Raw genomic sequence first — 26,391 nt, 5'->3', positions numbered from 1 at the left:
CCGTCGTCAGGATATGAAATCGCGAGAGATCAGGAAAACAGCACGTCGGTCACCCTGACATCACCGACATGGCGGCCTGTCCAATTGTGCATCGGCTTATTGGCCATGGCCAGCAGCGCCAGCCGCTCGGGACTGTCCTTTTCGAAATAGCGAGCCAGCAGCGCCGTTACCATCGCCTCGGCGGCGCGGGTCGTGCCGTCATCCGCCTTGACCGCAATCGACAGGCCCTGCTGCGGCAGAACGGCGCAAAACACCCCTTCGGCACCCGTCTTGGCGAAGATCTTTCCCGGAGCGACCTGCATCATCTTCGTGCAGGCGCGGGCGGTCCCCGCCACGTAATAGGGTTCCGCCATGCAGGCGTCGATCAGCCGTCTGGAGGCCTTGGCGCGCAGCGGCTCCAGCCCCTGCCCCGTTGCCATCCTGGCAAAACCATGGGCCAGCGCCTTCAACGGCACCGCATAGCTTGGAATGGAGCATCCGTCGGTGCCGCAATGGTCGCGGTCCAGCACGGCGCCCGTCAGGCTTTCCATGGTCGCCCGGATATCGCGTTGCAGGGGGTGGTCGTATTCCACATAGCCTTCGACCTGATAGCCAGCATGTACGCAGGCGCAGACGAAACCGGCATGTTTACCGGAGCAATTGTTATGCAGCGCCTGCGGCTTTTCCAATGTGCGGGCCTGATGGATCAGGGTTTTCTGGTCGAAAGACCAATGAGCGCCGCATTCCAGCGCATCCACATCCAGCCCGGCCCTGGCCAGCATCAGCGCCGCCAGCACCACATGCTCGTCCTCGCCGGAGTGGGAGGAACAGGCCAGCGCCAGTTCCTTGTCGCCGAACCCATAAGCATCCGCAGCACCGCTTTCCACCAAAGGCAGGGCCTGCATGGCCTTGCAGGCTGAGCGCGGAAACACGCCCGCCTCGATATCTCCGGCGGAAAACACCACCTGGCCATCACCATCCACCACCACGGCCACGCCATGATGGCGGCTTTCGACGCGGTTTCCACGGGTGACTTCAACGGTAATGGGATTGGTCATGATGGCGAGGCCTTACGTGTTTGGGGACCCTGTTTGCTTAACGCAGAATGCGACAGGGCGCATCCCTAAACAAGCTGGCAAGAGTCTTACAGTGCTGTGCACACCTAGAAAGACATTGACCGGATCGGCAGGGCTGGCACGTCGATATGGTCGGGCGCAAGCCCTGCCCTGGCCCGCGCCGCCATCATCTCATAGGCGCGTTCCAGATGCCGGGTGAAGCGCTCAGTGTCGAACAAAGGCTCCCTGAGGCGGTTGGCTTCGAGCTTTTGTTTCAGGGCGACGATCTTTTCCGGGTGAGCGGCGAACTCTACCGCCCTTTCGACAAACTCTTCACCGTCCCGCGCCACCAGTTCGGGCAGGCCGATAGCCGTCAGCAGGCTTTCTGACACCCTCGCAGCAAAGCTACGACCCTTTTTCGTCAGGACCGGCAGGCCGCCCCAGAGCAGATCCGAGGTCGTGGTATGGCCGTTATAGGGGAACGTGTCGAGCGCCAGATCGGCAAGACCCACCCGGCTGAGATGATCAGGATAATCGACCCCTTGGGCAAAGACGATACGGTCGCGGCCAATGCCGAGGCGAGCGAATTCCTCAGCGAAATTCGCCTGCAATTGCGCACCACTGCACAATATCCACAATAGGCTGTCCGGCACGGCGTTCATGATCGAGGCCCACAGGGTGATGCTTTGCGGACTGATCTTGGCGGGAGAATTGAAAGAGGCAAACACAAAGACCTCTTCCGGCAGCCCGTGATCGGCCCGCTTCAACGGTTTGGGGCGCGGCTTGGTCAGGCTGCAATTGCCCTGATAGGTTTCCGGCAGGCGGCAGAGCTTTTCCTCAAACCACAGCTTGGCATCGTCGGGTGTGACGATGGGGTCGGTCATGTGATAATCGAGCCCCGCGCCACGCACCGAGCCGGGATAACCGATCCAGCTGGCCTTGACCGGCGCATCCGAAAGAGCGACAGCGGCAAGCCGGTTGCCCGCCGTGTGTCCCTTCAGATCGATGAGAATATCGATGCCGCGCCGGCTGATTTCCTGGGCGATCCCGTCATTATCCATCTGGCCGACAGCGATAATTTCCGATTGTAGCACCGGATCCCAGGTCTTTTGTATGGCGGCCTGACCAGGCGGCGTATGGCAAAAAAAGGTAACGTCGAAACGGCTGCGGTCATGGGCCAGAAAGACATCGTAAAGAAGATACATGGTGGCGTGGATGGTCAGATCCGAAGAGAGATAACCGATCTTGAGTTTTTCGCCCAAAGGGCGAACCGCGCGCCGTGGCATGACAGTGCCCACATTGCGCTGAAGCATGTCGGTGCCGCCGCAAGGACCGTTGATCACCGCCTGATCGTCGCTCCAGTAGCAGCGCGATAGAGGCTGGTCACGATAAAGGATCTCCGCCGTCAACGGATCTTCAGGCGTTTTCATCATGTCCAGCCATTGTCTTGCCACCGGAAAGAACAGGCTGGAGCGGCAGAACATGAAATAATTCACCGCGACAAAACTGTCCCCGGGGCTTTCCGCATAGCGCTTTTCGATGATCGGCTTCAGCTTGTCCGGTTTGCGTGTCAATTGGTAATGGTTGATGACGATCTGCAAATGCCAGTTATTGGTCATATCGAGAAGCGGCACCAATTCATCCAGTGGCGGATGCATGCCCGCCCCCAGCAGCATATTGGCGATCTCGCCGACAAAACCCGCATCATCAGCATTGGCGCGCGCTGCGGCAACAGCAATGCCCTCCAGAAGATCGACGCGCCGCTCGGCCAGATAAAGCTTGGCGGCGAATTTCAGGAATTCGGCGCGCTTTTCCGGCAAAGCCGCTGCCGACCGGGCAAAGGCTTGCGCGGCCTCAATCTTCTGGCCGAGCTTCAGATAGATATTGGCGGCCAGCATTTCGGCCTGCCCGGCTTTTCCGGCCCGCGCCAATTGCTTGACTGCCGCCTGCGCATGACCGAGAGCCTTTTCGAACGCGCCCTGCCGGTAGGCATTGAGCGCCAAATCCATATCCTGAGCCATGATCCGTCAAGCCACCTGCATGTTCAATCCATGCGACGGCAGGAACATGCCGCAGCATCATCTCGGATAGAGGAAAACCATTGCCCGAGGCTTGCCCGGCGGCAGCGGCGTGACACTTACCCCGGCAGGGCCGGAACATCGATCCGGGCGGGCGCGAGGCCCGCGCGGGCGCGCTCCGCCATCATCTCATAGGCTCGTTCCAGATGTTGGGTGAAGCGAAGCGTATCGAACAGCGGCGCGGCATGGCGGCTGGTGGCAAGGTGGTTTTTCAACGCGGCAATCTTGTCCGGTTGCCGGGCCAGCTCTGCGGCCAGACTGACGAACGCCTCCTCATCATCAGCCACCAGTTGATCGAGGCCGACAGCCTTCAACAGGCTTTCCGACACCCGCCCGGCAAAACAATGCCCACGTTTGGTCAAGACCGGCAGCCCGCCCCAAAGCATATCGGAGGTCGTCGTATGGCCGTTGCAGGGGAAGGTATCGAGCGCCAGATCGGCCAGCGGCAGCCGGTGGACGTGGTCGCCATAATCTTGCTTGGCGGCAAACAGGATGCGGGCCGGATCGATGCCTTCCGCCACAAAGGCCGCCTCCAGGTTGGTTCTTGCAATGGCATCCGGGCAAAGCATCCACAACAGGCTATCGGGTGCGGCCCGCAATACTCTAGCCCACAGGGACATGGTCTGCGGCGTGATCTTATGGACGCCGTTGAAGGACGCAAAAACGAAGGCATGCTCCGGCACCCCATGATCGGCACGCCGCGACGGCCTTGGTTGCGGACGGCTGGCAGCGCTGTTGGCCTGATAGCACTCCGGCAGGCGGCAGAATTTTTCCTGGTAAAAAGCCTCGGCACTGTCAGGCGTCACCACCGGATCGGTGATAGCATAATCCAGATCGACGCCGGACACCGGGCCGGGGAAGCCGAGATAGGTTGCTTTAACTGGCGCCGACGACAGATTGACGATGCCGAGCCTGGCACCCGGCGTATGGCCTTTCAGATCGACCAGAATATCGACTTTCCGACGGTCAATTTCGCCAGCCGCCTCCTCGTCGGAAAGATCGCGCAGACTGACAAGTTCGCGGCGTAGCTGCTCCGGCATGGCCTGCTGATCGGCGCTGTAGGTCTTTGCGGTATAGCAAAATAGCGTGATCCTGAACCGACTGCGGTCATGGGCTAGCAGGCTGTCGAGAAACAGCGTCATTGTTGCATGGGCGTGAAAGTCGCTGGAGAGATAGCCGATATGCAGGGGTTGTTCGCTCTTTTCCATTATCCGGCGGCCGATTTTCCGCCGCGGCGGGCGGGCGGCGAAGCTTTGCGCCAGCGCCAGATGCTCGCGCACGGGCTTGGCCTGCACACTCTGGTCTTCGCACCACAGCAAGCGCGACAGCGCCTGCTCGACCTGCAACACAGCACGGGCGTAAGGCTCGTCCGGGGCGGCCATCAATGCCTGATGGCGGGCAATGGTGGCGAGATCGACCAGATCATGGGCGCTGGCAAAGCGCAGGTCTTCGATGGCGACATCATCAGGCACGGTTTCACGGGCCTCATCCAGCAGCGCTTTCAGTTCAGGCAGCTGCCAATTGGCGCGGTAGAAACTGGCGGCAAAAAACATTGCCGGGCCGCTCGCTCGGTCAAGATAAGGGATCAGTTGCGTCACGGCCTGGCGGGCCGGGTCGTCCCAAGCTGCCAGTAGGGTCTGAGCCATAACAAGCACAAAGGCCGGATCGTTGCGATTGAGCAGACCCGCCTCTAGCCCGATCCGGCGAACATCATCCGTCTGTCCGGTCTGGAGAAACAGCGTCGCCGCCAGTTTCAGAAAGGCAGGTGCCTCGGCGCGATTGGCGCTTGCCGCCTGGGCAAAGGCGCTGGCGGCGGCTGGCTTATCGCCGCGTTTCAGCAGGATATTGCCGATTAAGGCCTTCGCCATCGCATGATTGGGCGCTTTTTTGGCAATCACGGCGTGCGCCGCACCCAGCGCCGCATCGAAATCCCCGGCCTGATAAGCCTTGACCGCCGTATCAAACGTTGCCATGGCCTACCTCTTGCGGCGTAAAAAACGGCTCCTTGCGCGCAGGCAAGGCCGGAACATCGAGATGATCGGGCGCAAGGCCCGCCCGCGCCCGCTCCGCCATCATCTCGTAGCCACGCTCCAGATGGCGTGTGAAGCGCTCGGCATCAAACAGCGGCGCGGTTAAAATCTGGGTGCGCAGCCGTGCTCGAAGGTCTTCCAACCGGTCTGGATGCTCGGCAAGATCAACGGCGCGGGCGATAAAATCATCCGCATCCTGCGCCACCAGTTCCGGCAGGCCGACGGCCTTTAGCAGGCTTTCGGAAACACGACCAGCGAACGCCTTGCCTTTCTTCGTCAGGACAGGAACCCCTGCCCACAGCGCATCGGATGTGGTGGTGTGGCCGTTGTAAATAAAGGTGTCGAGCACCAGATCGGTTGCCGACATCCGGGCCAGAAACTCCGCACTCGGGCAATTATCGAAGAAGATCAATCGCCCGGCATCGATGCCCTGCTGCGCGAAGGCGACGCGCAGATTATCCGCCACCGCAACGCGCGCGCAGCTTATGGAAAGGATGGCCTCAGGCACACGCTTCAGAATCTGCGCCCAGATACGGATCGCCTGACGGTCGATCTTCTGCGACCCGTTGAACGAGCCGAACACAAACCGACCAGATGGCAACCCAACCGACTCGCGGCTTGCCCTCTGCTGCCAAGTCCGGCTAGACACGCTGTTGGCCATATAGGTTTCCGGCAAGCGGCAGAGCTTTTCCTGATAATAGGGCTTGCTGCTATCGGGCGTGATGATCGGATCGGTGATCGCATAGTCCAGATCGACCCCCATCACCGCACCGGGAAATCCCATATAGGTAACTTTGATCGGCGCGTCGCAAAGGTCAACGACATCAAGCCTTGCCCGCGCCGTATGCCCATTCAGATCCACCAGGATATCCACCTCATTTTGGCGTATCCATTCGATGATGGCGGCGCTGGACAGGTCGCGAACCCGGACGACTTCGCCGCGCAATTGCTCCGGCCACGTCGATTGATAAGCCTCGCAACCGACGGGAGAATGGCACAGCAGGATAATATCGAACCGCGAACGGTCATGCTGCAACAGGGCGTCATAGATCAACGTCATCATCGGATGAAGGCGAAGATCGCTGGAAAAATAGGCGATGCGAAGTCGGCCCTGCGGGCGGATCGCCCGGCGCGCGAGAGGTTCTGCCCCTTGCGCACGGTGACGCATGACTTCGAGCGCTCCGAAAAACGGCTTTGCCGCCTCACGCTCATCATCGGTGCGGATGATCCTTGCCAAACCCAGCTCAAAAGCTGCCAGACGCTCCCCAAAACCCGGTTCCCGCAACCTGGCCGCAAAATGATCCGTCACAGCGAAATCGCAGCGCTCATGGGCGCGTAGCGCCAGAGCGGCAAGCAGGAAAGCATTGTTGGGGTAGCGCACAGCATTGGCCAGCAGAACGGCATAGAGCCCGTCCCTGTCCCTCGAGGTCGCAATGAAAGCAATGAGAAGATTGAGATGCGGACGTTTTTCACAATCCAGTGCGCCGATAATCGCATGGGCCTCGCCGAGCCGTCCAAGCGTGGACAAGGCAGTCACAACCTTGAACACCGCTGTCTGATGATCGGCAAGCCGTTTTGCCACGAGATCGACAAGCCCGGCAAGCGGCTCGAACTGGCTCTCGGAAAACATCAGATCAATGGCCAGCACCAGACAATCATTCGCCTTGGCCGATGCACTGTGTGCCACCTTCAGAAAAGCCTTGGCCGCCCCGGCCCTGTCGGCTTGCTTCAACCGGATGCCGCCGGTGAGGAAATCCAGATCAGCGATCCGATCCGGGTCCGTTTCATCGGTCGCATCGGCCAGCGCCAGCGCCTGGTCCAGATCGCCGCTTTGATAAGCCGAAAGTACCAGTTCCAGGGTGGCCACGCGATGCTCCAACAACAAACACCCGCGTCACCGGAATTATCGAATTCACAAGGCAACACCGGGTTCCAACGCCGGATACAGATGGCCCGGCCCTCTCATCCATAAAAACAAGAGTTTGCGCGGGGCTGGAGAGACATCATGGGATGAAGAGGAACGATCAACGGAACAGCAAAAAGGGCCGCTTTCGCGACCCTTTCCTCCTGGCCTTGCGGCCATGAATTTTGCATGAGTTTGGCCTGACTGAAGACCCGGCGGCACAGCTGCCGCCGAAGGAAGATGGGATCAGATCGAGGGCTGCCCCTTTCCGACCATCACCATTCCAAAGCCCTCTACGCAGACCGAAATCTCATTAGACATTGGATCACCTTCCTTTCTTTCTGTTGACGTTGATAAGAAGGTAGGCCCGATTTTGCGGAATTTCAAGCGCCGTCTTCCAAAAGGTAGAAATGGAACAAAGGTCCAACGGGCTGGGCCAGCGTTACAGTGCGGCTCAGAACTCCTCCCAATCCTTTTCGATCGCCAGGGCGGTATTACCTCGGCTGGAGGACACGGGTCGCCGCCCCGCAGGGGCAGAGGCCATTGCGGAATGGGAGGGCGCCGAGTGGGACGAGACTGGGCGGGATGGGGCCGACGCCTGCGTACCGGTGTGTACTTTGAAACGCGCCACCAGCGTGGAGAGATTACTCGCCTCGTCGGCCAGTTTATTGGTGGCGGCGGTCGATTCCTCGACCATGGCCGCATTCTGCTGTGTCGTCTGGTCCATCTGGTTGATGGCAGTATTGATCTCGCTCAGACCGGTCGATTGCTCCCTGGCGGCCTGGGCGATGGAATGGACATGTTCATTGATCTTCACGACATGGCTGCCGATGGTGCCCAGCACGTCACCCGTCTCCGTCACCAGGGCCACGCCGTCGGCCACCTCGTTGCGAGAGCGGGTGATCAGCGTCTTGATGTCCTTGGCGGCGCCCGCCGAGCGTTGTGCCAGTTCGCGCACTTCCTGGGCAACCACGGCAAAGCCCTTGCCAGCCTCACCCGCACGGGCGGCTTCAACGCCAGCATTCAGCGCCAAAAGATTGGTCTGGAAAGCGATTTCGTCGATGACATTGATGATGTTGCCGATCTCGTTGGAGGCCTGCTCGATGCGCTCCATGGCGGCAACCGTATTTCTGACCACGTCGCGGGACTGTTCGGTGCTTTGACGCGCCTGGGCAACCATCTCGGCGGCCTCACCCGAACGGTCAGTGGAACTCTTCACGGCGGATGTTATCTCCTCGAGTGCTGCTGCGGTTTCCTCCAAAGAGGCCGCCTGCTGCTCCGAACGCTTGGACAGATCGGAGGAGGCATGGCGCAGTTCGCCCGCGCCACTCTTGATCATGTCGATAGCGCCGCGGACTTCCGTCATCACCACCCGCAGGCTCTCCATGGTCGCGTTCATGTTTGTCTGCAAATTGAGGAACACGCCCTTGAACTCGCCGCGCATGGCTTCGGTCAGATCGCCTTCGGCCAGAGCCGCGACCACGCGATTGGTTTCAGCTACACCCAGATCGACAGAGGTCACCAACTGGTTGACGCTGGCAGCGAAGCGATTCAGGTCTTCGTTGTCATAGCGCTTTTGAATGCGAGCGGAAAAATCGCCCGCAACCGCCGATGACACGACGTGGGAAATATTGCTCTGCAAATCCGCATTCTGAGCCTGGAGCGCGACTTCCTGCGCATTGAGATCACGAACCTTTTCCGCATTCTGTTTGAAGACCAGCACGGCGCGGGCCATGTCGCCGATCTCATCCTTGTTACTTGCATAGGGGATGGTTTTGGACAAATCGCCCTTGGCCAGGTCTGCCATGCAATCGGTGATCCGCTGGATGGGCGCCGCAATCGCCCGGCGTCCGAAGAGCGCCGAGCCGATCATCAGCGTCACCAGCAAAACCGAGAGACAAAGGGTAATCGCCGAGGCGGTATTTTGCAGATGAAGGCGCTCTTCGTTGGTCTCCTCGACCTTCTGCTTGACAGCAATCACCGTCTCATCAACAAGGGCGGCCAGTTCGTCGTTCATTTTTTTCAGAGGCGGCAGGCTGGCGGAGACATCTGCCGAAGAACGACCGATGACGGTTGCCAATTGGGTGATGGCCGCGCTGTAATTGGTCAGCAGTTCGCCAATGCGGCGAGCCCGCTCCTGATTGGCGGGCAATCGCATATCGGCCCTGGCGAGGTTTAGATATTTCTCGGCGGAACTGTGCCGTTGCTGGAAATACTCGACTGCGGCCTGTTGCTGCTGCTGGGACGTTGCCAGGCGCAGTTCGCCCACGCCGATATCCATGCCGCGCAAAGACGCTTTCATATCGATGATATTGCGGGCGATCCCGGACTGGACCTGGCCCTGGGTGACAGCCCTGTCGACCGCTCGCGACAAAACCCATCCGGCGACCGAGATGATGAGGACAAGGACAATGCCTGCACCGGACATGACCGAGAGTTTGCTTCCTATACGTGTAATTCCAAACGCCATGAAGATTCACCCTGACAAATAAAAGAGTTGTCATGCTTTCTTCAAGGCGGACTGGGCAAATCATTTGCTGAAATAGAAAACCGCGAAAGCAAATCGAAATTATTATGCATTGATACTTTTAATAAGCACTTAAAAAACAATCATATGCGGCGCTATTGCGAATGTTTTGTGACAGCCTCATCCGAATTAATCGCTGCCAAACCACAATCTAGGCCGTAGACTCATAACGATCTGATCCAAATTCTTGCTGCTGCCAATTTGACAGCGGCGAGAAAGTTCAATGGGTCTTTGTCGTAACGGGTTGCGATGCCTCTGAACTGTTTGAGTTTGCTGAAGAAACGCTCAACGAGATTGCGCTGTCGGTAAACCCATTGGCTGAAAGGGAAGCTTCCCTTCCGATTGCTCTTGGCAGGAATATTGGCCCATGCCTGCCTTTGCTTTGCAAATGCTCTGATCGCGTTGGTATCGTAGGCCTTGTCCGCCAGCAGGATCGCACCCTTGGAGATTGTCTGTAACAATGGTTCTGCCATGCGACCATCATGGGCTTGACCGGCTGTGAGTGCGAGACGGATCGGTCGGCCATCGGCATCGACAACGGCGTGGATTTTGGTGGTCAAGCCGCCACGGGAACGTCCCATGCAGCCATCGTGTTGATCCCCCTTTTTCCCGTGGCCGCATGTTGATGAACACGGACACAGGAGCTGTCGATCATAACGATATCGCCGTCGAAAGCCTTGGAAATCTCGCCCAAAACATGATCCCAGACACCCGCCTTTCGCCATCGCACGAACCGGTTGTAGCAGGTTGTATATGGACCATATCGATCAGGAACGTCTGCCCAGGGTGAACCTGTCCGAAACCGCCACAAGATGCCGTTGATCACCCGCCGGTCGTCAACCCGTGGCACCCCACGCGGCTTGTTGGGCAACAAGGGCTGGATGACAGTCCATTCGAAATCGGTGAGATCAAACCGGCGACGGGTCATGAGAGGCCTCCAAATCAAGGCCTCAGTGAATCAAAATCAGGCCGATTTGCAAACCCGGTTTATGAGTGTGCGGCCTAAAGAGGCATTTTTAACCACCTGCCCGGACGCGAGCGGAAACATCTTTCAAAGCGTCAGCACAATCTTGCCGATATGCGTGCTGTCTTCCATCAGCCGATGCGCATCCGCCACCTTGTCGAACGGCAGAACGGTATGAATGACTGGCGCGACGGTGCCCTGCTCCAGAAGCGGCCAGGCGCTGGCCAAAAGGTCATCACGGATGGCGCGTTTTTCTTCCGCGGTGCGCGGGCGCATCGTTGATCCTGTCACCGTCAGGCGCTTGACCATGATCGGGCCGAGATTGACCTTTTCGGCCACGGCACCGCCGAGAAAAGCAATGATCGACAGGCAGCCGTCCTTGGCCAGTGATGCAATATTCTTTTCAAAATAGGACGCGCCGATCATGTCGAGGATGATATCGACCCCCTTACCATCCGTCTCGGCCTTCACCACCTCGGCGAAATCCTCACTCCGGTAATTGATGGCCCGGCGGGCGCCGAGCTTCAGGCAGGCCTCGGCCTTTTCAGCCGAACCAACCGTGGTCAGCACGTCGGCACCGAAAGCACGGGCAAGCTGGATGGCCGTGGTGCCAATACCCGAGGAGCCACCGTGGATCAGCACGGTTTCGCCCTCGGTCAGCCCCGCCATCTGGAACAGGTTGGCCCAGACGGTGAAGAAGGTTTCCGGTACCGCCGCCGCTTTCACCGCATCGAATCCCCTGGGCCAGGGCAGGCTTTGGCCTTCCGGAAGAATGCAGAACTCGGCATAACCGCCGCCATTGGCCAGCCCGCAGACCTTGTCGCCAATGGCAAAGTCGCTCACCCCTTCGCCCAGCGCCACCACCGTGCCAGCCACTTCCAGGCCGAGAACAGGGCTTGCGCCCTTCGGCGGCGGATAACTGCCCTGGCGCTGCGCCACATCCGGCCGATTGACGCCTGCCGCTTCGACCTTCACCAGAATTTCACCGGCTGCTGGAGCTGGCAGCGGACCATGGGCAATTGTCATGACCTCAGGCCCGCCGAAGGATGGGGTATCGACATAGCGCATGTGCGTGGGAAGCGTCATCTTTTGCCTCTGGACTAAGTGTACCTCGACCTTATCTAGAGACCGAGAGACGAAAAGAAAAGAAGACGGATCGACGCGGGGCGGCATAAGTCCTTCTAATACCGAACGAATGACCCAGAATCCCGATAGTTCAGGACCATTTGAATGCACAAAAAGCCCCTTGCCCCGCATCTCTTCACCCGTCGCAGCGTTCTTACCGGGGCGGCTGGCCTCCTGGCTTTCGGTAACGCCACAGGCACCTTTGCGCAGCAGCGCAAGGCTGGCCCTTATTTCAAGACAAAAGACGAACTCGACCAGTCGTTGAAGACCTTCGGCGTGGGGTCCTGGGATCGAAGCAGCCTGCTGAAACAGGCTCGGCCAACGACCATTCTCAGTTCGATAGCGCTGGACGATAAGGACATTCCTGTCGGCGCAAGTAAGATCGGCGGCGCGCCGGACATGCCTGAGAACACGGACTGGCCGATGCGCAAGCCGTCCTCAAGCGGCAAGCGGGACGTCGATGTCCTGCGCAAGCTGAATGGCGAGAACCCCACCCCCTATTACCAGCAGATGATTGAAACCAAGCAACCGCTCGCCAACCGGGATGCTCCGCTTGCCTTCGTCCTGCAATTCGATCTTGCCGCTGCCGCCGCAACCGGCCCGCTCGATCCCGATATTCCCACCGACGGCCGGCTTCTGGTGTTTTTCGACCTCGTGCTGCTGCCCTGGTTTGGCGAGCAGCAGGCGGAAAAATCCTTTTCCCTTCTCTATCTTCCCGCCGCGCAGAGCGAGTTGAAACGCCGTCCCGTCCCTGATCTCGGCATGGCGCTTTGGGGCGAGCGACATGAGGGAGACACCGACGAACAGGCGATGCGATTGCCATCCGCCCGGATCGATCCGACATTTTCCTATACTCTGCCAGGCGATGGGTCCTATCCGATGCTGACCCGCTATCCCCATCCGCAGGAGCCGCCGCATCGGGCCTGGCTGGATGCGCTGACCAGCGGCCCCGGCGACGGTTGCCAACTCTACGGTTGGCCGAACTTCGTTCAATCCGACCCCGCCATCGATCTCGGTGCCGAAGACGTGAAATTCGATCTGCCGCGCAATGACGATTACATCCGCACCATAAGGGGTCTTGCGGGCCCCATCGAAAACTGGATTCCCCTGCTGACGATCACCGGCTATGCCAGCGACGGCGTCGATTTCAACGGCGGTTATTATGTCATGATCCGCCGCACGGATCTGCGCAACAAGGATTTTTCAAAGGCGGTCATTGTTTATCAGACCGATTGAGCCGAAACCCACCTCACCCGATCGGCTGCGGCGAACGGATGCCGGAGACAAAAAGGCCGCTATCGCTATCCTTGGCGCTTTTCTTGACGCTGGCGATTTCCGACGACAGGCGGCTGACATCATCGACAACCAGCCCCTGCGGTAATTCCAGAACGCCGATGGAGCAGCGCATCAGCGGAAAATCGCGGTCGATACCATGACGGTCCGTGCCACGAATACGGCCTTGCGCCCGGTCTTCCGGTGAATAGAGAGCGGCGACATCGCCGTGGAAATCCGAGAGCAGCCGGTCGAGAATCTCGACGACTTCCTCGCCCGTCCAACCGATCAGGCCGATGAAGAAATCGTCGCCGCCGACATGGCCGAGAAACACGCCATCGGCGAAGAAATAACGGCGCATCAGCGCGGCAAACAGCGAAATGGCGTGGTCGCCCAGGTGAAAGCCGTAGTGATCGTTGAAGGGTTTGAAACTGTCGAAATCACAATAGCAGAAATGGCGCAGGTCATCGCTATCACGACCGCTGTCCTGCATGAAATCACGAATGGCGCGATTGCCCGGCAGGCCGGTCAGTGGGTTCTGTTCCTGGGCGGTCTTCAACTGTTTTTCATTGATGATGCGTACCAGCGACGCCGCCGAGACCACGCCCGCATAGCGCAGATTTTCGGTCAGCAGCACGCAATCGCTGCCCTCGGTATTGGAGAAGATCGCCATCAGCCGGTCGGCATCGGCATCGAGCCCCACGACTGGAGCGTGATCGACGAATTGCGAGATGGTCCGCTCATAGACCTTGTTCTTCAGAAGATCGCGCCCGAAGGGCTGATAGATATATTCCTTCAAATGCACTTCGTGGATGATGCCACGCGGCTCGCCATTGGCGTTCAGAACCGGAAAGAACGACTGGCGCGGATTGCGGCGAAACAGGTCGAACACGCTATCCACACTGTCATTTTCATAGACCGTCGGCAGGCGCTCGATCTGCTTGCGGATCAGGATTTCATCCAGTGACTGGCTGGAGCGCCGTGACTGACCGATATCCTTCAGATGCCGATAGTGGGATTTCAGCTCGGCCAGATGGGTGGTAGGCCTCGCAATATACCAGCCCTGGACGAGATCCACGCCAAGCTCGCGACAGGCGATGAACTCACCTTCCGTCTCGATACCCTCGGCAATGACCCGCACACCAAGCACATGGGCGGTCTGGACGATGTTTTTCACCAGATGGCGTTTGCGCGAATGACCGTCCAGGCCGGAGATGAAATGCCGGTCGATTTTCAGATAGTCGATGGGAAAATCACAGAGTAGCTTCATCTCGGCATGGCCAACGCCGAAATCGTCAATGGCAATCTTGAAGCCGGCGCTGCGCAGCCGCAGCATAAGACCGGCAAATTCCGGCACTTCGGTATTGTTGAACCGCTCCGATAATTCAAAACACACGGACGACGGCGCAATCCCGGCGGCGCGCAGATGCGCCAAAAGCCCGTCGATAATTGTCTCTCCTTGTGCAATCAGCCGCACATCGAGATTGAGAAACAGCGTATAGGCCGCATGATCGGGCAGGCTGGCAAATTTGGCCAGCGCCCTGCTTGCCACCATCTGCTCCAGCGCCAGCAACTGCCCCGTCTCATGGGCCTGATCGAGAATATCCAGCGGGGTCTCGAAACCGATCCGTTCCTGACCGCGCATCAACGTTTCATAGCCGAAGACCGCCCCGGTCTGAACCTCGACAATCGGCTGCATGGCATTTTCCATTACGACTTTCGCCAGCGTCAGCAATTGATCGCTGGCATAGCGGCGTAATACTCCGCGTTCCGTCGCAATCGCCACCATTGAAATATCCCTGCGCCCAAATTGTTTAAGTTTACGGCACGGTGACGGCAAAGCCTGAAGGAAATCTTTACCGGGGATGAAAGTTTTGTGACAGCCCCGGAATGGCTAAGTCAGTCGGGTGTCAGCCCACGCTCGACAATCATCTGGACCTCGGACCGCCATCCCGCTGGCTGATTTTTATTGATTGATCAGTCAATCAAGAATAGATTGATGATCATCAGAAAGGATAGGCCATGCCAAAACTGGGAATGGAGCCGGTCAGACGAAAAGCCCTTGTCGATGCAGCTTTGAAAGCCATCGGCACGCATGGCTCGCTGGCTGTCACCATGTCTGAAATTGCCCGTACCGCCGGGGTTTCTCCCGCTTTGGCCCATCATTATTTCGGCTCCAAACAGCAATTGCTGATCGAAACGATCCGCTCGCTGTTGAGACAATTGCAAGCCGATGCCGCCAGCGCGCTGACCGCGGCAACCACCCCGCGCCAACGGATTAGCGCCGTGATCCGTATCAGCTTCCAGGCCGACCAGTTTGCGCCCGATACCGTGGCGGCCTGGCTTGCCTTCTATTCCGAAGCGCAACGCTCGGAAGCGACCCGCCGCCTGCTGGTGATCTATGCCCGGCGGTTGCGCTCCAATCTGGTCAACGCCCTATTGCCTCTGGCCAGCCGGTCCGACGCCGAGCGTATTGCCGAAGGCACGGCAGCAATGATCGACGGGCTTTACATTCGCCAAAGCCTGCGGGCAGCGCCGCTGTCCATTGATGCCTCTGTCACACTGGTGGAGGACTATGTCAGCGGCCAGTTACATGCCATCAACCTTGGAGAGCCCAGACCGTGACCAGAGCCAATATTCTCATCATCATGGTCGATCAGCTCAACGGCACGCTGTTTCCCGATGGCCCGGCAGACTGGGTGCATGCGCCGCATTTGAAAGCGCTGGCAGCCCGTTCCGCCCGCTTTCAAAACAACTACACATCTTCGCCGCTCTGTGCCCCGGCCCGCGCCTCTTTCATGGCCGGTCAACTTCCCAGCCGCACGCAGGTCTATGACAATGCGGCGGAATATGTGTCGTCCATTCCCACCTATGCGCATCATCTACGCCGCGCAGGCTATTACACGGCGCTTTCGGGCAAGATGCATTTCGTGGGGCCGGATCAATTGCACGGCTTTGAAGAACGGCTGACCACCGACATATACCCCGCCGATTTCGGCTGGACGCCGGATTATCGCAAACCCGGAGAGCGGATTGACTGGTGGTATCACAATCTCGGCTCGGTGACCGGGGCTGGCGTGGCCGAAATTACCAACCAGATGGAATATGATGATGAAGTGGCCTTTCTGGCCAATCAGAAGCTCTATCATCTGAGCCGCGAAAACGATGATGCGGCTCGTCGCCCGTGGTGCCTGACGGTGTCCTTCACCCACCCGCATGACCCTTACGTGGCCCGCAAACAATACTGGGATCTGTATGAGGACAGCAATCATCTTCTGCCAGACGTGGGTGCGCTGGCGGATCAAGACCCGCATTCCAAACGGCTGATCCATGCTTGTGATTATGACAATTTCAATGTGACCGAAGAAGACATCCGCCGCTCGCGCCGCGCCTATTTTGCCAATATTTCCTATATTGATGACAAGGTGGGCGAGTTGATCGACACGCTGACCCGCACAAGAATGCTGGACAACACCACCATCCTGTTCTGCTCCGACCACGGCGATATGCTGGGCGAGCGTGGTCTGTGGTTCAAGATGAATTTCTTTGAAGGCTCTGCCCGTGTGCCGCTGATGGTGGCTGGCCCCGGCATTGCCCCCGGTCTGCATCTGGCCCCAACCTCCAATCTGGATGTGACGCCAACGCTGTGTGATCTGGCCGGAATTTCCATGGATGAGATCATGCCCTGGACCGATGGCATGAGCCTCAAGGGCATGATCGGTGGCGAGGCCCGCGCAGCACCTGTGCTGATGGAATATGCCGCCGAAGGCTCCTATGCGCCGATGGTGTGTATCCGTGAAGGCCAGTGGAAATATGTGCATTGTGCGCTCGATCCCGACCAATTGTTTGACCTTGAAAACGATCCGCAAGAGCTGACCAATCTGGCCGCTGATCCGGCTTATGCCGATGTTCTGGCCGATTTCACCGCCAAGCGCGAGGCCCGCTGGGACATGGCCCGCTTTGATGCGGCGGTGCGCGAAAGCCAAGCCCGCCGCTGGGTGGTCTATGAGGCGCTTCGCAACGGCTCCTATTACCCATGGGACCACCAACCGCTGCAAAAGGCATCGGAGCGCTACATGCGCAACCATATGGACCTGAATGTGCTGGAAGAAAGCAAACGCTATCCGAGGGGAGAGTGACGATGCTGACGATCTGGGGCCGAAAATCCTCCTCGAATGTGCAGGCGCTGATGTGGTGCGTTGGCGAACTTGGTCTTGATTATGTGCGCCATGATGTTGGCCATCGCTATGGTGGCAATGACACGCCTGAATTTCTGGCCATGAACCCGAATGGCACCGTGCCGGTTTTGCAAGACGGTAATGGTGAGCCTCTGTTTGAGACGGGAGCGATCCTTCGCTATCTCGCCAGCCGTTATGCATCGTCCCTATTCTGGCCAGATGATCTGGCGGGTCGCACCCGTGTGGACATGTGGGCTGAATGGTCGAAAATCAATATTGCGCAAGAGTTTACCTATCCCATATTCTGGCGCGTGGTGCGCACTGCGCCAAAAGATCGTGATCCCGCCGCCATTGCAAAAGCCATGGGTGTGCTGGGCGCAAAGCTGGATATTGCAGAACAACGACTGGCAAAGCACGCCTATCTGGCGGGTGATGCGCTAACCTTGGCCGATATTCAATTCGGCCATGTGCTGTTTCGCTATTTCGATATCGACATCACGCGCCCAGAGCGCTCCGCCCTTCACCGCTATTATCAAAACCTGACCACGCGCCCCGCATTTCGCGAGCATGTGATGGTGTCTTACGAAGAATTGCGAGTTCTATGATGAAAGCCCAACCCAAAGCCTCCCACTTCATTGATGGCGAATACGTTGAAGACGCAAGCGGCACCGTGATTGACAGCATCTACCCCGCAACGGGCGAGGTGATTGCCCGGCTGCACGCCGCAACGCCTGCGATTGTGGAGCGGGCCATTGCAGCGGCCAAGCGGGCGCAGAAGGAATGGGCAGCTCTTAGCCCCACTGCCCGTGGCCGGGTGCTGAAAAAGGCCGCCGAGATCATGCGGGAGCGCAACCGCGAACTGTCGGAACTGGAAACGATGGACACGGGCAAACCGATTCAAGAAACCATTGTGGCGGACCCAACATCGGGCGCGGATAGTTTTGAGTTTTTTGGCGGAATTGCCGCCGCTGGACTCAACGGCAGCCACATTCCGCTGGGCAATGATTTTGCCTATACCAAACGGGTTCCCCTTGGCGTCTGTGTTGGCATTGGCGCGTGGAACTATCCGCAGCAGATCGCCTGCTGGAAATCGGCCCCGGCGCTTGCCGCTGGCAATGCCATGGTGTTCAAGCCATCAGAAATGACGCCGCTGGGGGCTTTGAAGATTGCCGAGATTTTGATCGAGGCAGGTGCGCCCAAGGGCGTGTTCAACGTCATTCAGGGCGATCGGGAGACAGGGCCATTGCTGGTCAATCATCCCGATGTGGCCAAGGTGTCTTTGACTGGCTCAGTGCCAACGGGGCGGAAAGTTGCGGCGGCGGCGGCAGGGCATTTGAAGCACGTCACCATGGAACTTGGCGGCAAATCGCCTCTGATCGTGTTTGATGATGCGGATGTGGACAGCGCCATTTCCGGGGCGATGCTGGCGAATTTTTACTCCACGGGACAGGTTTGCTCCAACGGCACGCGGGTGTTTGTTCACACAGCCATCAAGCAGGTCTTCCTTGAGCGCTTGAAGGCCCGCACGGAAGCGATTGTGATTGGTGATCCGCAAGATGAGGCCACCCAGATGGGGCCTTTGGTGTCGATGGCGCAGCGGGAAAAAGTGCTGTCCTATATCGACAAGGGCAAGGCCGAGGGCGCGACACTGATCACGGGCGGCGGCATTCCCAACAGCGCGTCGGGCACTGGTGCGTTTATTCAGCCCACGGTGTTTGCCGATGTGACTGATAGCATGACCATCGCCCGCGAAGAGATTTTTGGCCCCGTGATGTGCGTGCTGGATTTTGACGACGAGGCTGACGTGATTGCCCGCGCCAATGCATCCGAATTTGGCCTCGCGGGCGGCGTGTTTACCGCCGACATCACCCGCGCCCACCGCGTGGTGGATCAGTTGGAAGCCGGAACGCTGTGGATCAACACTTATAATCTCTGCCCGGTGGAAATGCCGTTTGGTGGCTCCAAACAATCCGGTTTTGGCCGCGAGAATTCGCTGGCGGCGCTGGAGCATTATTCGGAGTTGAAGACGGTTTATGTGGGCATGGGCAAGTGTGAAGCGCCGTATTGAGGTGAATTTAGTCTTTGTTCCGCGTCGATCGCCATGACTGCCGTACGCGCTGATGATTAAAGAACTCTAACAAGGGCCTGTCTGAACTTTTCCTTTTCTGAGGATGCAATGCAAAATGCTCAGCGATCGCAAGTTTGTTCATTTCATCGACGGAGTCATCATCAAGGAGAGAGACGATGGCAACCTTGGCAGCGTGACGGCCACGTCGATTGGAGCGAGCTTTGAAAAGAGGAATGGCTTTGCGCTTGGACTTGTTGTTTTCGCCGTAGCAATCACGGCAATCGCGCTCAAGCGAATGCTTTTTGTCATCCGGTGGAGACCGGGTCTCCCGTGTTTGTTGATCGCCCATCACCCCACCCTTTTCGGCAAATTTATAGCGTCAGTCAGTCAAGACTTCAATAACCGGCGCTCCGGTCTTTTGCAGGATTAAAAATGGAAAACCAGGCAGATTTCATCATCATCGGTTCCGGCTCGGCAGGCGCGGCCATGGCTTACCGCCTGTCGGAGGATGGCAAGCATACAGTGATCGTGCTGGAATTTGGCGGATCAGACATTGGCCCCTTTGTGCAAATGCCTGCCGCCCTCGCCTTTCCGATGAATATGGACCGCTACAATTGGGGCTATGTCACCGAGCCGGAACCACACCTCAACAATCGCCGCATGATTGCGCCGCGTGGCAAGGTGGTGGGTGGCTCATCCTCCATCAACGGCATGGTCTATGTGCGCGGCCATGCGGAGGATTTTAACCGTTGGGACGAGCTCGGAGCGACTGGTTGGTCCTATGCCGATGTGCTGCCTTACTTCAAGCGCATGGAGCATTCTCATGGCGGTGAAGAGGGCTGGCGCGGCACCGATGGTCCCCTGCATGTACGCCGGGGCGAGGTGAAAAATCCGCTGTATCAGGCTTTTATTGATGCAGGTCAGCAGGCCGGATTCCCCGTCACTGAAGATTACAATGGCCGCCAACAGGAAGGCTTTGGCCTGATGGAACAGACCAGCTGGCAAGGCCGCCGCTGGTCCACCGCCAATGCCTATCTGAAACCGGCGCTGAAGCGCGACAATTGCCGCCTGATCCGCTGTTTTGCCCGCAAGATTGTGCTGGACGGCCGCCGCGCTGTGGGCGTGGAAGTGGAGATTGGCGGCAAGATCGAGGTGATCCGCGCCAACCGCGAGGTGATTGTTGCCGCCTCCGCCTTTAACTCGCCCAAACTGCTGCTGCTGTCTGGCATTGGCCCGGCGGCACATTTGCGCGAGATGGGCATTGATGTGGTGGCGGATCGGCCCGGTGTTGGCCAGAACCTGCAAGATCATCTGGAATATTACCACCAGTTCAAATCGAAACTGCCCATCACCCTGCATTCCAAAAACAACTGGTTCTGGAAAGGCGTGGTCGGCGCGCAATGGCTGTTGTTCAAGAAAGGCCTTGGCACCTCCAACCAGTTCGAGGCCGCCGCCTTTATCCGCTCAAGCGCGGGCGTAAAATGGCCCGACCTGCAATACCACTTCCTGCCGATTGCCGTGTCCTATGATGGCAAATCGTCAGTGGAGGGCCATGGTTTTCAGGCCCATGTCGGCTATAACATGTCGAAATCGCGTGGCTCTGTGACCTTGCGCTCACCGGATGTCAAAGACGCTCCCGTATTGCGCTTCAACTATATGAGCGATGCGGAAGACTGGGTGAAATTCCGCCATGCCGTGCGGATCACCCGCGATATTTTCGCGCAAAAAGCCTTTGATCCCTATCGGGAATCCGAAATCGCACCGGGATCGAAAGTGCAAACCAATGACGAGATCGACGCCTTCCTGCGCGAACATCTGGAAGGCGCCTATCACCCCTGCGGCACAGCCAAAATGGGCAGTAAAGATGATCCAATGGCCGTGGTCGATCCCACTTGCAAGGTGATTGGCGTCGAAGGCCTACGGGTGGCGGATTCATCGATTTTCCCGCATGTCACCTATGGCAATCTCAACGGCCCCTCGATCATGACCGGCGAAAAAGCGTCCGATCATATTCTTGGTCGTGATCCATTGCCCCGCAGCAATCAGGAGCCCTGGATTAATCCAGATTGGCAGTTAAGTGATCGGTAAGACGTCACAGCCGATAGGGAATGCGGATGCCGGGATGATTGCCCGGCAAATCCTTGGTATCCCGGGTTACCAGCAGCATGTCATGGGCCAGAGCACTTGCCCAGACAATCGCGTCAGGCAGTTTCAGCCGATGCGCACGCCTCAACGCAACTGCACGCTCGGCCACGGTCTGATCGATAGCAATGCAGCGAAAACTGCGAAGAAAAGCAGCGGTCGCTTGCCCGTTCTCATCGGATGCGCCAACCATGACCTCCATCCAGGTCACCATGCTGATCGCCTTTTCCTCGTAAAGCGAAAGCTCCTGCCTGGCTGGTTCCTTGCCGTTCAGAAAATCGATCAGGATATTGGTATCGAACAGCGCTTTTACCATTCGTCGCGCAGGGCCTGCTGATAGGCAAGGCCATCCGGTTGGTTTTTCCAGAGACCAAAGCCGTGATCCAAATCAGGCTTCTGCCGTTCTTCCAGCAACGATGCCACGGCCTGCCGGATCAACGCTGCCCGGGAAATTTTTTCCTGGCGGGCAATCCGGTCCAGTTTCACCACGGCATCGTCATCAAGGTCGATCAATGTTCTCATAGCGCACCTATCATATATCGCTATATGATATACATCGACCCATGGTTACGATCAAGCAGGCGCGAGACACCGCTATCGCCGCACCAGTTTTTTGATCCCGCCGCTGATCAGCAGCGCGGTATCGACCACGGCGGGCAATGCTTGACGCCGGTCGCTGACGGCGAGGTAGCGGGGTTGCCAGTCGGGATCGAACTTAGCCTTGAAGGCGTGGACGCCTTTGAAATTATAGAGCCGCTCGCCATTCTCATAGACAAGACGGCCAAGGCGGTGCCAAAGCGGGGCGGACGCTCGGTCCGACAGGCCGGACAGCGGCGCCATGCCCATGTCAAGCTGGCGATAGCCTTCCGCTTTCAGATGCAGCATGATCTTCACGAACAGCAGGTCCATCATGCCGCGATGCGTGCCGGGCAGATGCCGCATCAGGTCGATGAAGGCGTCCTGTTTTGTCTCGGTGGTCAGAATATTGGCAAAGGCGACAATCCGGCCTTCAAGGCGAATGATGGCAACCGGATGGGCGCAGAGATAACAGCGCTGGAAGGTGCCGAGCGAAAAGCCCTTTTCTCCGGCCTTGTGATGGGCCAGCCAGACATCCGAAACGTAAGCCAGTTCATCCAGCAATCCCGCTACTTCGGCTGGCGGCACAATGGCAAATTCCAGTCCGTCGCGCTCGGCGCGGTTGATCGAGCGGCGCAGTTTCAGCCAGTCGCCACCCTTCAGGTCGAAACGGTGCAGATCGACAATCGCCTGATCGCCCAGCTTGAACAGCCGCAGGCCCGCATCCGCCGCAACAGGCAGAAAGTCCGGGGAGACCTGGTAGAAGGCAACGCGGCAGCCGCAAGCCTTTGCCTCTTTCAGCAATTTCGTCACCAGCTGCGGCCAGGCAGCCCGTGGTCCGACCGGGTCGAACAGCACGACGAACCGACGACCGCGGCGTGCATACATCAGGAAAGCATCACCCTCATTGGAAAACAGCACCTGCTTATCGCCGAGCGCCACCAGGCCTGCCGCCGCCCGGGAATTTTCCCGCACGATGCGCCCAGCCAATTGTGTATGAGCAGGTGATGCACCCGCCCGAACCGGCCTGATCTGCTGCTGAACAACACGGCCAGCCGCGATGGCACCCAGCAATGACAGCGTCGCTAAGCTCGCGCCGCCAATATCCTGATGCAGTTTGTAAACGAGGCCAAGCTCCGCCAGGGGCTCCAGCAGGAATTCAATCGACAGCAGCGACAAAGCCGCAAGGCCAAGCGCCAACACAAGGCGCAAGAGCTTGCTGGCCGCATGCCAGCCAAGACCTATCCCGGCAACCAGGAAAAATCGTCCGGGCTTGATTGAAACGTCGGTTTCCAATGCATTCACCATCAGCCCCGACGTCCTTCGCCCGAGAAATATTAGGGATTATTCACTCCGCCATGCTTATGGCAGCGCCCGGTAAACATGTCGTGAAGCGGATACATGAACAATCGGTAAAATACCAGACCCGTGCAGGCGCAAAGGCCATTGCCGCCCTTATGGTCAAGTAACGATTTTTGAAAACCTGTCGCCAATGTTGGTCCCAAATCGCTAAATCCCCAACCTTCTAAATCTCTTGGGATTTCATCGATTTCGATTTAAGGAGTGATGCAGTAGCCATCTGGGAGTTGCCTCATGCCGCGTTCCACGCCCTCGAAAATGCTGCGGCGCTCGCGCGCGCTCAGCGGTTCCTGGCGGATGTGGAAAATGCGGCTGGTCTTCTGGGCCGGTGCTGGTGCCATCGGCGTCGTTAGCGTCGGCTTTGCCTGGCTGGCAGACCGCGCCCAAGGGCTGTTTCACACGATCACCCACGCCACGCAATGGACCTTTCTCCTTCCGCTTCTGTTGACGCCGGCAGGCTTTGCGCTTTGCGCGCTTCTGGCGGCCAAGGTTTTTCCCGCATCACAAGGCTCCGGCATTCCCCAGGCGATTGCCGCCCGTCATATCGATGATCCGGCTGGGCGCAGCCGGTTGCTGTCAATGCGGATCGCTATCGGCAAGGTGCTTTTGACCGCAATCGGTCTGCTCTGCGGCGGATCGATCGGGCGCGAGGGACCGACCGTGCAGGTCGGGGCTTCGATCATGCTGTTTTGCGCCCGCATTGGCGGGATGGCGCGGGCAGATGGGCTGATCCTGGCCGGATCGGCGGCGGGCATTGCCGCTGCGTTCAATACGCCGCTGGCCGGGATCGTCTTTGCCATCGAGGAAATGAGCAAGACCTATCACTCCCGCGTCAACAGCCTGGTTCTGATCGCGGTGATCGTTTCCGGCCTTGCAGCCCTCGGTCTCGTTGGCAGCTATACCTATTTCGGCACCGCCAATCCCACCGTCTCCGGCTTGCGCGATTGGATGCTGGTCGGCCTGTGCGGCATTGGCGGCGGCGCCTTCGGCGCGCTGTTCAGTGCGGGGGCGCTGACCTTGATGCGCCGGATACGCCGCTGGACCCAGCTATCGGCCATGCCATTGCGGCGCGCCGTGCTGCTCGCCGCCGTTTGCGGACTGGGCGTGGCGCTGATCGGCATCCTGACTGGAGGCGCCACCTACGGCACCGGCTATGAACAGGCGCGCGGCGCGGTGGAGGGCCAGGCCCTGCCGCTGCTGTTTTTTGCGCAAAAGCTGGCGGCCTCGTTCCTGACGATGATTTCCGGCATTCCGGGTGGAATTTTCGCGCCTTCCCTGTCAGTGGGGGCGGGGCTCGGCAGCACCGCCGCCAGCCTGACCGGCTCCAGCATTGCGCTTGGCGCCATTCTCGGCATGGCCGGCTATTTCGCTGGTGTGGTGCAGGCGCCAATGACCGCCTTCGTGATCATCATGGAAATGACCGCCAGCCATGATAGCGCCATCGCCATCATGACCGCAGCCATGCTGGGCTATGCGACGTCGCGGCTTCTGTCACGCGAACCGCTCTATCACGGCCTGTCGCGCCCATTCCTCGCCGAAGCGATCCGCGCCAGCCGGGCGGCGGAGCGCAGCCAAAGCTGACCGTTACAACAACTGCGAGAGGGATTGCACACTGGTATTGACGATAGACAGGGATTTGATGCCGAGTTGCTCCTTGGCCTGGAGGGCTTTCAGGCGGCTCGATTCCAGGTTCATGTCGGTATCGACCATATTGCCGACGCCCTTGCTGATCGAGCCTTGCAGGTCCTTGGAAAATTCATACTGCATCTCCACCCGGTTGCTCATCGCACCCAGCGTACTCGCCACGCCATTCATCCGTTCGGCCATCGCATCGACCACCTTGATCATGTCATCGATATCGGCATTCGTGGTGCTGTCTTCCAGCCTGATCTCGTCATGGGTCGTAGAGGCCTTGGAGCCATTGAACATCACCCAGGTCTTGGCCGTGCCAAGCTCCGTCGCAAAGCCGGACCCGGTGAGAATACCCCCTTCCCCATCCAGATCGTCGATCAGGTAATTGACCTCGGACGTGCCCGGATCGCCGCCGACATTATAATCAATCGTGTTGATGCTGATCCGGCCTTCGCCATCACGCACGAAGGAGCCGACCAGATTGCGATTGTCCTTGTCGCTCGTGGAAGAGCGCAATAGCCAGTTTTCCTTGGAAAAGGAGGAGGATTCGGCGATGGAGCGGAATTGATCGCGGATCTCGTCCAGTTCGGTATTGATCTTGTCGCGTGAGGTGCCGCCTTCACGCGCCAGCACCAGACGCGCCTTCACATCCATCATCAGATCGGTCGATGTACTCATGCCACTTTCAGCCGTGTCCAGCACGCCAGCGGCCATGGACAAGGCGTCCTGCACGGCAGACAAGGATCGATTGTCGGAGCGCATCGTCGTGGCAATCGACCAATAGGCGGCATCATCAGCCGCGGTGGCGACCCGGTAACCGGTCGTGACCCGCGCCTGACTATCATCGCGGCTGGACACTGTATGGCGCAGGCTTTGAAGCGCGGTATACGCCGCAACATTGGTGTTTTTACTCGTCATACGCTCACTCACATACTCAGTACAAAACGGGCTCAATACAAAACAGGCGAAACACAAGCCGTCCGCAATACTGGACAGCATGTCACCTCGCTGTCGCGAGGGCTGCAAACATCCAGTCACCCGACGACAACAGGAAACGGTTCGTGGATGCGCAGGCAACCACGTTCAACGGCTCCAAAGTCAGAATTTCCCCAAACAGACGCCCCCGCCAGACGTTCCCAAAAGACCGAATTTCGTAAAAGCGGATGGATGATTTATAGGGCCGTTAAGGTTAAGTCCTGCCCAAGGAAGATGGTGAACGGAGGATAAACAACGCGCTTTTGCGATTAACTTTCTGGATTTTGCCCTTGGTTGCAGACACCGCTGCGACGAGAGCATCGTGCGGCAAAACCGAAACAGAACGATGCTATCAACGATGAAAAAACCGCGCCCTCCGTCCTGCCCCCATTGACTTTCATGGGTGTGAATAGATATTCCACGGTAACGGCAATGGATTCTGCCGGGCACGACGCCGAACCGCTTCCTTGATGAAGCCGATGACTCCTACTCAACACGCCAAGGCGAAGGAGTAGAGTCATGTCCAGA

Annotated in this window: 20 protein-coding genes and 1 riboswitch; of the genes, 8 read left to right on the top strand and 12 right to left on the bottom strand. The window is 58.5% G+C overall.

The annotated features are described in order from the left end of the window. Window positions 1-29: 29 nt before the first annotated feature. The 7 genes from AVI_RS04620 to AVI_RS04585 form a co-directional block, all read right to left on the bottom strand. Window positions 30-1,037 (bottom strand): asparaginase, encoded by a 1,008-nt coding sequence (locus AVI_RS04620; RefSeq protein WP_015915253.1) that lies wholly within the window; start codon window positions 1,035-1,037, stop codon window positions 30-32. Window positions 1,038-1,141: 104 nt separating this feature from the next. Beyond that, a complete protein-coding gene (locus tag AVI_RS04615; protein ID WP_049777140.1) occupies window positions 1,142-3,055 on the bottom strand; it encodes an O-linked N-acetylglucosamine transferase, SPINDLY family protein in 1,914 nt (637 codons plus the stop codon). 116 nt (window positions 3,056-3,171) lie between these two features. Continuing rightward, window positions 3,172-5,085, bottom strand: a complete 1,914-nt coding sequence (locus tag AVI_RS04610; protein WP_015915251.1) for an O-linked N-acetylglucosamine transferase, SPINDLY family protein — start codon at window positions 5,083-5,085, stop codon at window positions 3,172-3,174. Then, complete coding sequence (locus AVI_RS28970; protein ID WP_049777139.1) at window positions 5,072-7,009, bottom strand: O-linked N-acetylglucosamine transferase, SPINDLY family protein; 1,938 nt, start codon at window positions 7,007-7,009, stop codon at window positions 5,072-5,074. The genes AVI_RS04610 and AVI_RS28970 overlap by 14 nt, the downstream gene beginning before the upstream one ends. A gap of 490 nt (window positions 7,010-7,499) precedes the next feature. Continuing rightward, on the bottom strand, window positions 7,500-9,515 hold the full coding sequence (locus tag AVI_RS04600) for a methyl-accepting chemotaxis protein (protein WP_015915249.1): 2,016 nt from the start codon (window positions 9,513-9,515) through the stop codon (window positions 7,500-7,502). A 221-nt stretch (window positions 9,516-9,736) separates the two neighbouring features. Continuing rightward, a protein-coding gene (locus tag AVI_RS29500; RefSeq protein ID WP_139192301.1) for an IS5-like element IS869 family transposase occupies window positions 9,737-10,500 on the bottom strand; the annotation gives its coding sequence in 2 pieces (ribosomal slippage) (window positions 9,737-10,185 and window positions 10,185-10,500; 765 coding nt in all). A gap of 123 nt (window positions 10,501-10,623) precedes the next feature. After that, window positions 10,624-11,622 carry an NAD(P)H-quinone oxidoreductase gene (locus AVI_RS04585; RefSeq protein WP_041696310.1) on the bottom strand — a complete coding sequence of 333 codons (999 nt, stop codon included), beginning with the start codon at window positions 11,620-11,622 and terminating at the stop codon, window positions 10,624-10,626. A 144-nt stretch (window positions 11,623-11,766) separates the two neighbouring features. Between AVI_RS04585 and AVI_RS04580 the strand changes: the two genes are divergently transcribed. Continuing rightward, complete coding sequence (locus tag AVI_RS04580; protein WP_041696308.1) at window positions 11,767-12,897, top strand: DUF1963 domain-containing protein; 1,131 nt, start codon at window positions 11,767-11,769, stop codon at window positions 12,895-12,897. Between the two features lie 13 nt (window positions 12,898-12,910). Here AVI_RS04580 and AVI_RS04575 read toward each other — a convergent pair whose 3' ends face one another. Beyond that, on the bottom strand, window positions 12,911-14,722 hold the full coding sequence (locus AVI_RS04575) for a GGDEF domain-containing protein (protein ID WP_015915245.1): 1,812 nt from the start codon (window positions 14,720-14,722) through the stop codon (window positions 12,911-12,913). Between the two features lie 233 nt (window positions 14,723-14,955). Between AVI_RS04575 and betI the strand changes: the two genes are divergently transcribed. From betI to betA, 6 genes are all read left to right on the top strand, one after another. Further along, entirely contained in the window at window positions 14,956-15,558 is a 603-nt protein-coding gene (gene betI / locus AVI_RS04570; protein ID WP_041696306.1) for a transcriptional regulator BetI, read from the top strand. Then, entirely contained in the window at window positions 15,555-17,072 is a 1,518-nt protein-coding gene (betC, locus tag AVI_RS04565; protein ID WP_080516958.1) for a choline-sulfatase, read from the top strand. Before betI ends, betC begins: the two co-directional genes overlap by 4 nt. Window positions 17,073-17,074: 2 nt before the next feature. Beyond that, entirely contained in the window at window positions 17,075-17,716 is a 642-nt protein-coding gene (locus AVI_RS04560; RefSeq protein ID WP_015915242.1) for a glutathione S-transferase family protein, read from the top strand. Further along, complete coding sequence (gene betB, locus AVI_RS04555) at window positions 17,716-19,179, top strand: betaine-aldehyde dehydrogenase (protein ID WP_041697651.1); 1,464 nt, start codon at window positions 17,716-17,718, stop codon at window positions 19,177-19,179. Before AVI_RS04560 ends, betB begins: the two co-directional genes overlap by 1 nt. A 115-nt stretch (window positions 19,180-19,294) precedes the next feature. After that, window positions 19,295-19,609, top strand: a complete 315-nt coding sequence (locus tag AVI_RS04550; protein WP_041696305.1) for a hypothetical protein — start codon at window positions 19,295-19,297, stop codon at window positions 19,607-19,609. Between the two features lie 2 nt (window positions 19,610-19,611). Further along, complete coding sequence (betA, locus tag AVI_RS04545; RefSeq protein WP_015915239.1) at window positions 19,612-21,267, top strand: choline dehydrogenase; 1,656 nt, start codon at window positions 19,612-19,614, stop codon at window positions 21,265-21,267. 4 nt (window positions 21,268-21,271) lie between these two features. On the opposite strand, the gene AVI_RS04540 is transcribed toward betA, so the two are convergent. From AVI_RS04540 to AVI_RS04530, 3 genes are all read right to left on the bottom strand, one after another. Further along, window positions 21,272-21,637 (bottom strand): type II toxin-antitoxin system VapC family toxin, encoded by a 366-nt coding sequence (locus tag AVI_RS04540; RefSeq protein ID WP_015915238.1) that lies wholly within the window; start codon window positions 21,635-21,637, stop codon window positions 21,272-21,274. Beyond that, window positions 21,631-21,843: a ribbon-helix-helix domain-containing protein gene (locus AVI_RS04535; RefSeq protein WP_015915237.1), complete on the bottom strand. Its 213-nt coding sequence runs from the start codon at window positions 21,841-21,843 to the stop codon at window positions 21,631-21,633. The genes AVI_RS04540 and AVI_RS04535 overlap by 7 nt, the downstream gene beginning before the upstream one ends. Window positions 21,844-21,915: 72 nt before the next feature. Beyond that, on the bottom strand, window positions 21,916-23,205 hold the full coding sequence (locus tag AVI_RS04530; protein ID WP_015915236.1) for a phosphatidylglycerol lysyltransferase domain-containing protein: 1,290 nt from the start codon (window positions 23,203-23,205) through the stop codon (window positions 21,916-21,918). 285 nt (window positions 23,206-23,490) lie between these two features. On the opposite strand from AVI_RS04530, the gene AVI_RS04525 reads away from it, so the two are divergent. Further along, window positions 23,491-24,837 carry a chloride channel protein gene (locus AVI_RS04525; protein WP_041696304.1) on the top strand — a complete coding sequence of 449 codons (1,347 nt, stop codon included), beginning with the start codon at window positions 23,491-23,493 and terminating at the stop codon, window positions 24,835-24,837. Window positions 24,838-24,840: 3 nt separating this feature from the next. Here AVI_RS04525 and AVI_RS04520 read toward each other — a convergent pair whose 3' ends face one another. Next, window positions 24,841-25,806, bottom strand: a complete 966-nt coding sequence (locus AVI_RS04520) for a flagellin N-terminal helical domain-containing protein (protein WP_015915234.1) — start codon at window positions 25,804-25,806, stop codon at window positions 24,841-24,843. A 476-nt stretch (window positions 25,807-26,282) separates the two neighbouring features. Continuing rightward, a riboswitch (Fluoride riboswitch) is annotated at window positions 26,283-26,359 on the top strand. Window positions 26,360-26,391: the final 32 nt, after the last annotated feature.

It is taken from the genome of Allorhizobium ampelinum S4 (assembly GCF_000016285.1).
GTDB classification, from domain to species: Bacteria; Pseudomonadota; Alphaproteobacteria; order Rhizobiales; family Rhizobiaceae; genus Allorhizobium; species Allorhizobium ampelinum.
The sequence above is the reverse complement of the archived record's forward strand: the minus strand, read 5'-3'. Positions and strand labels throughout refer to the sequence as shown.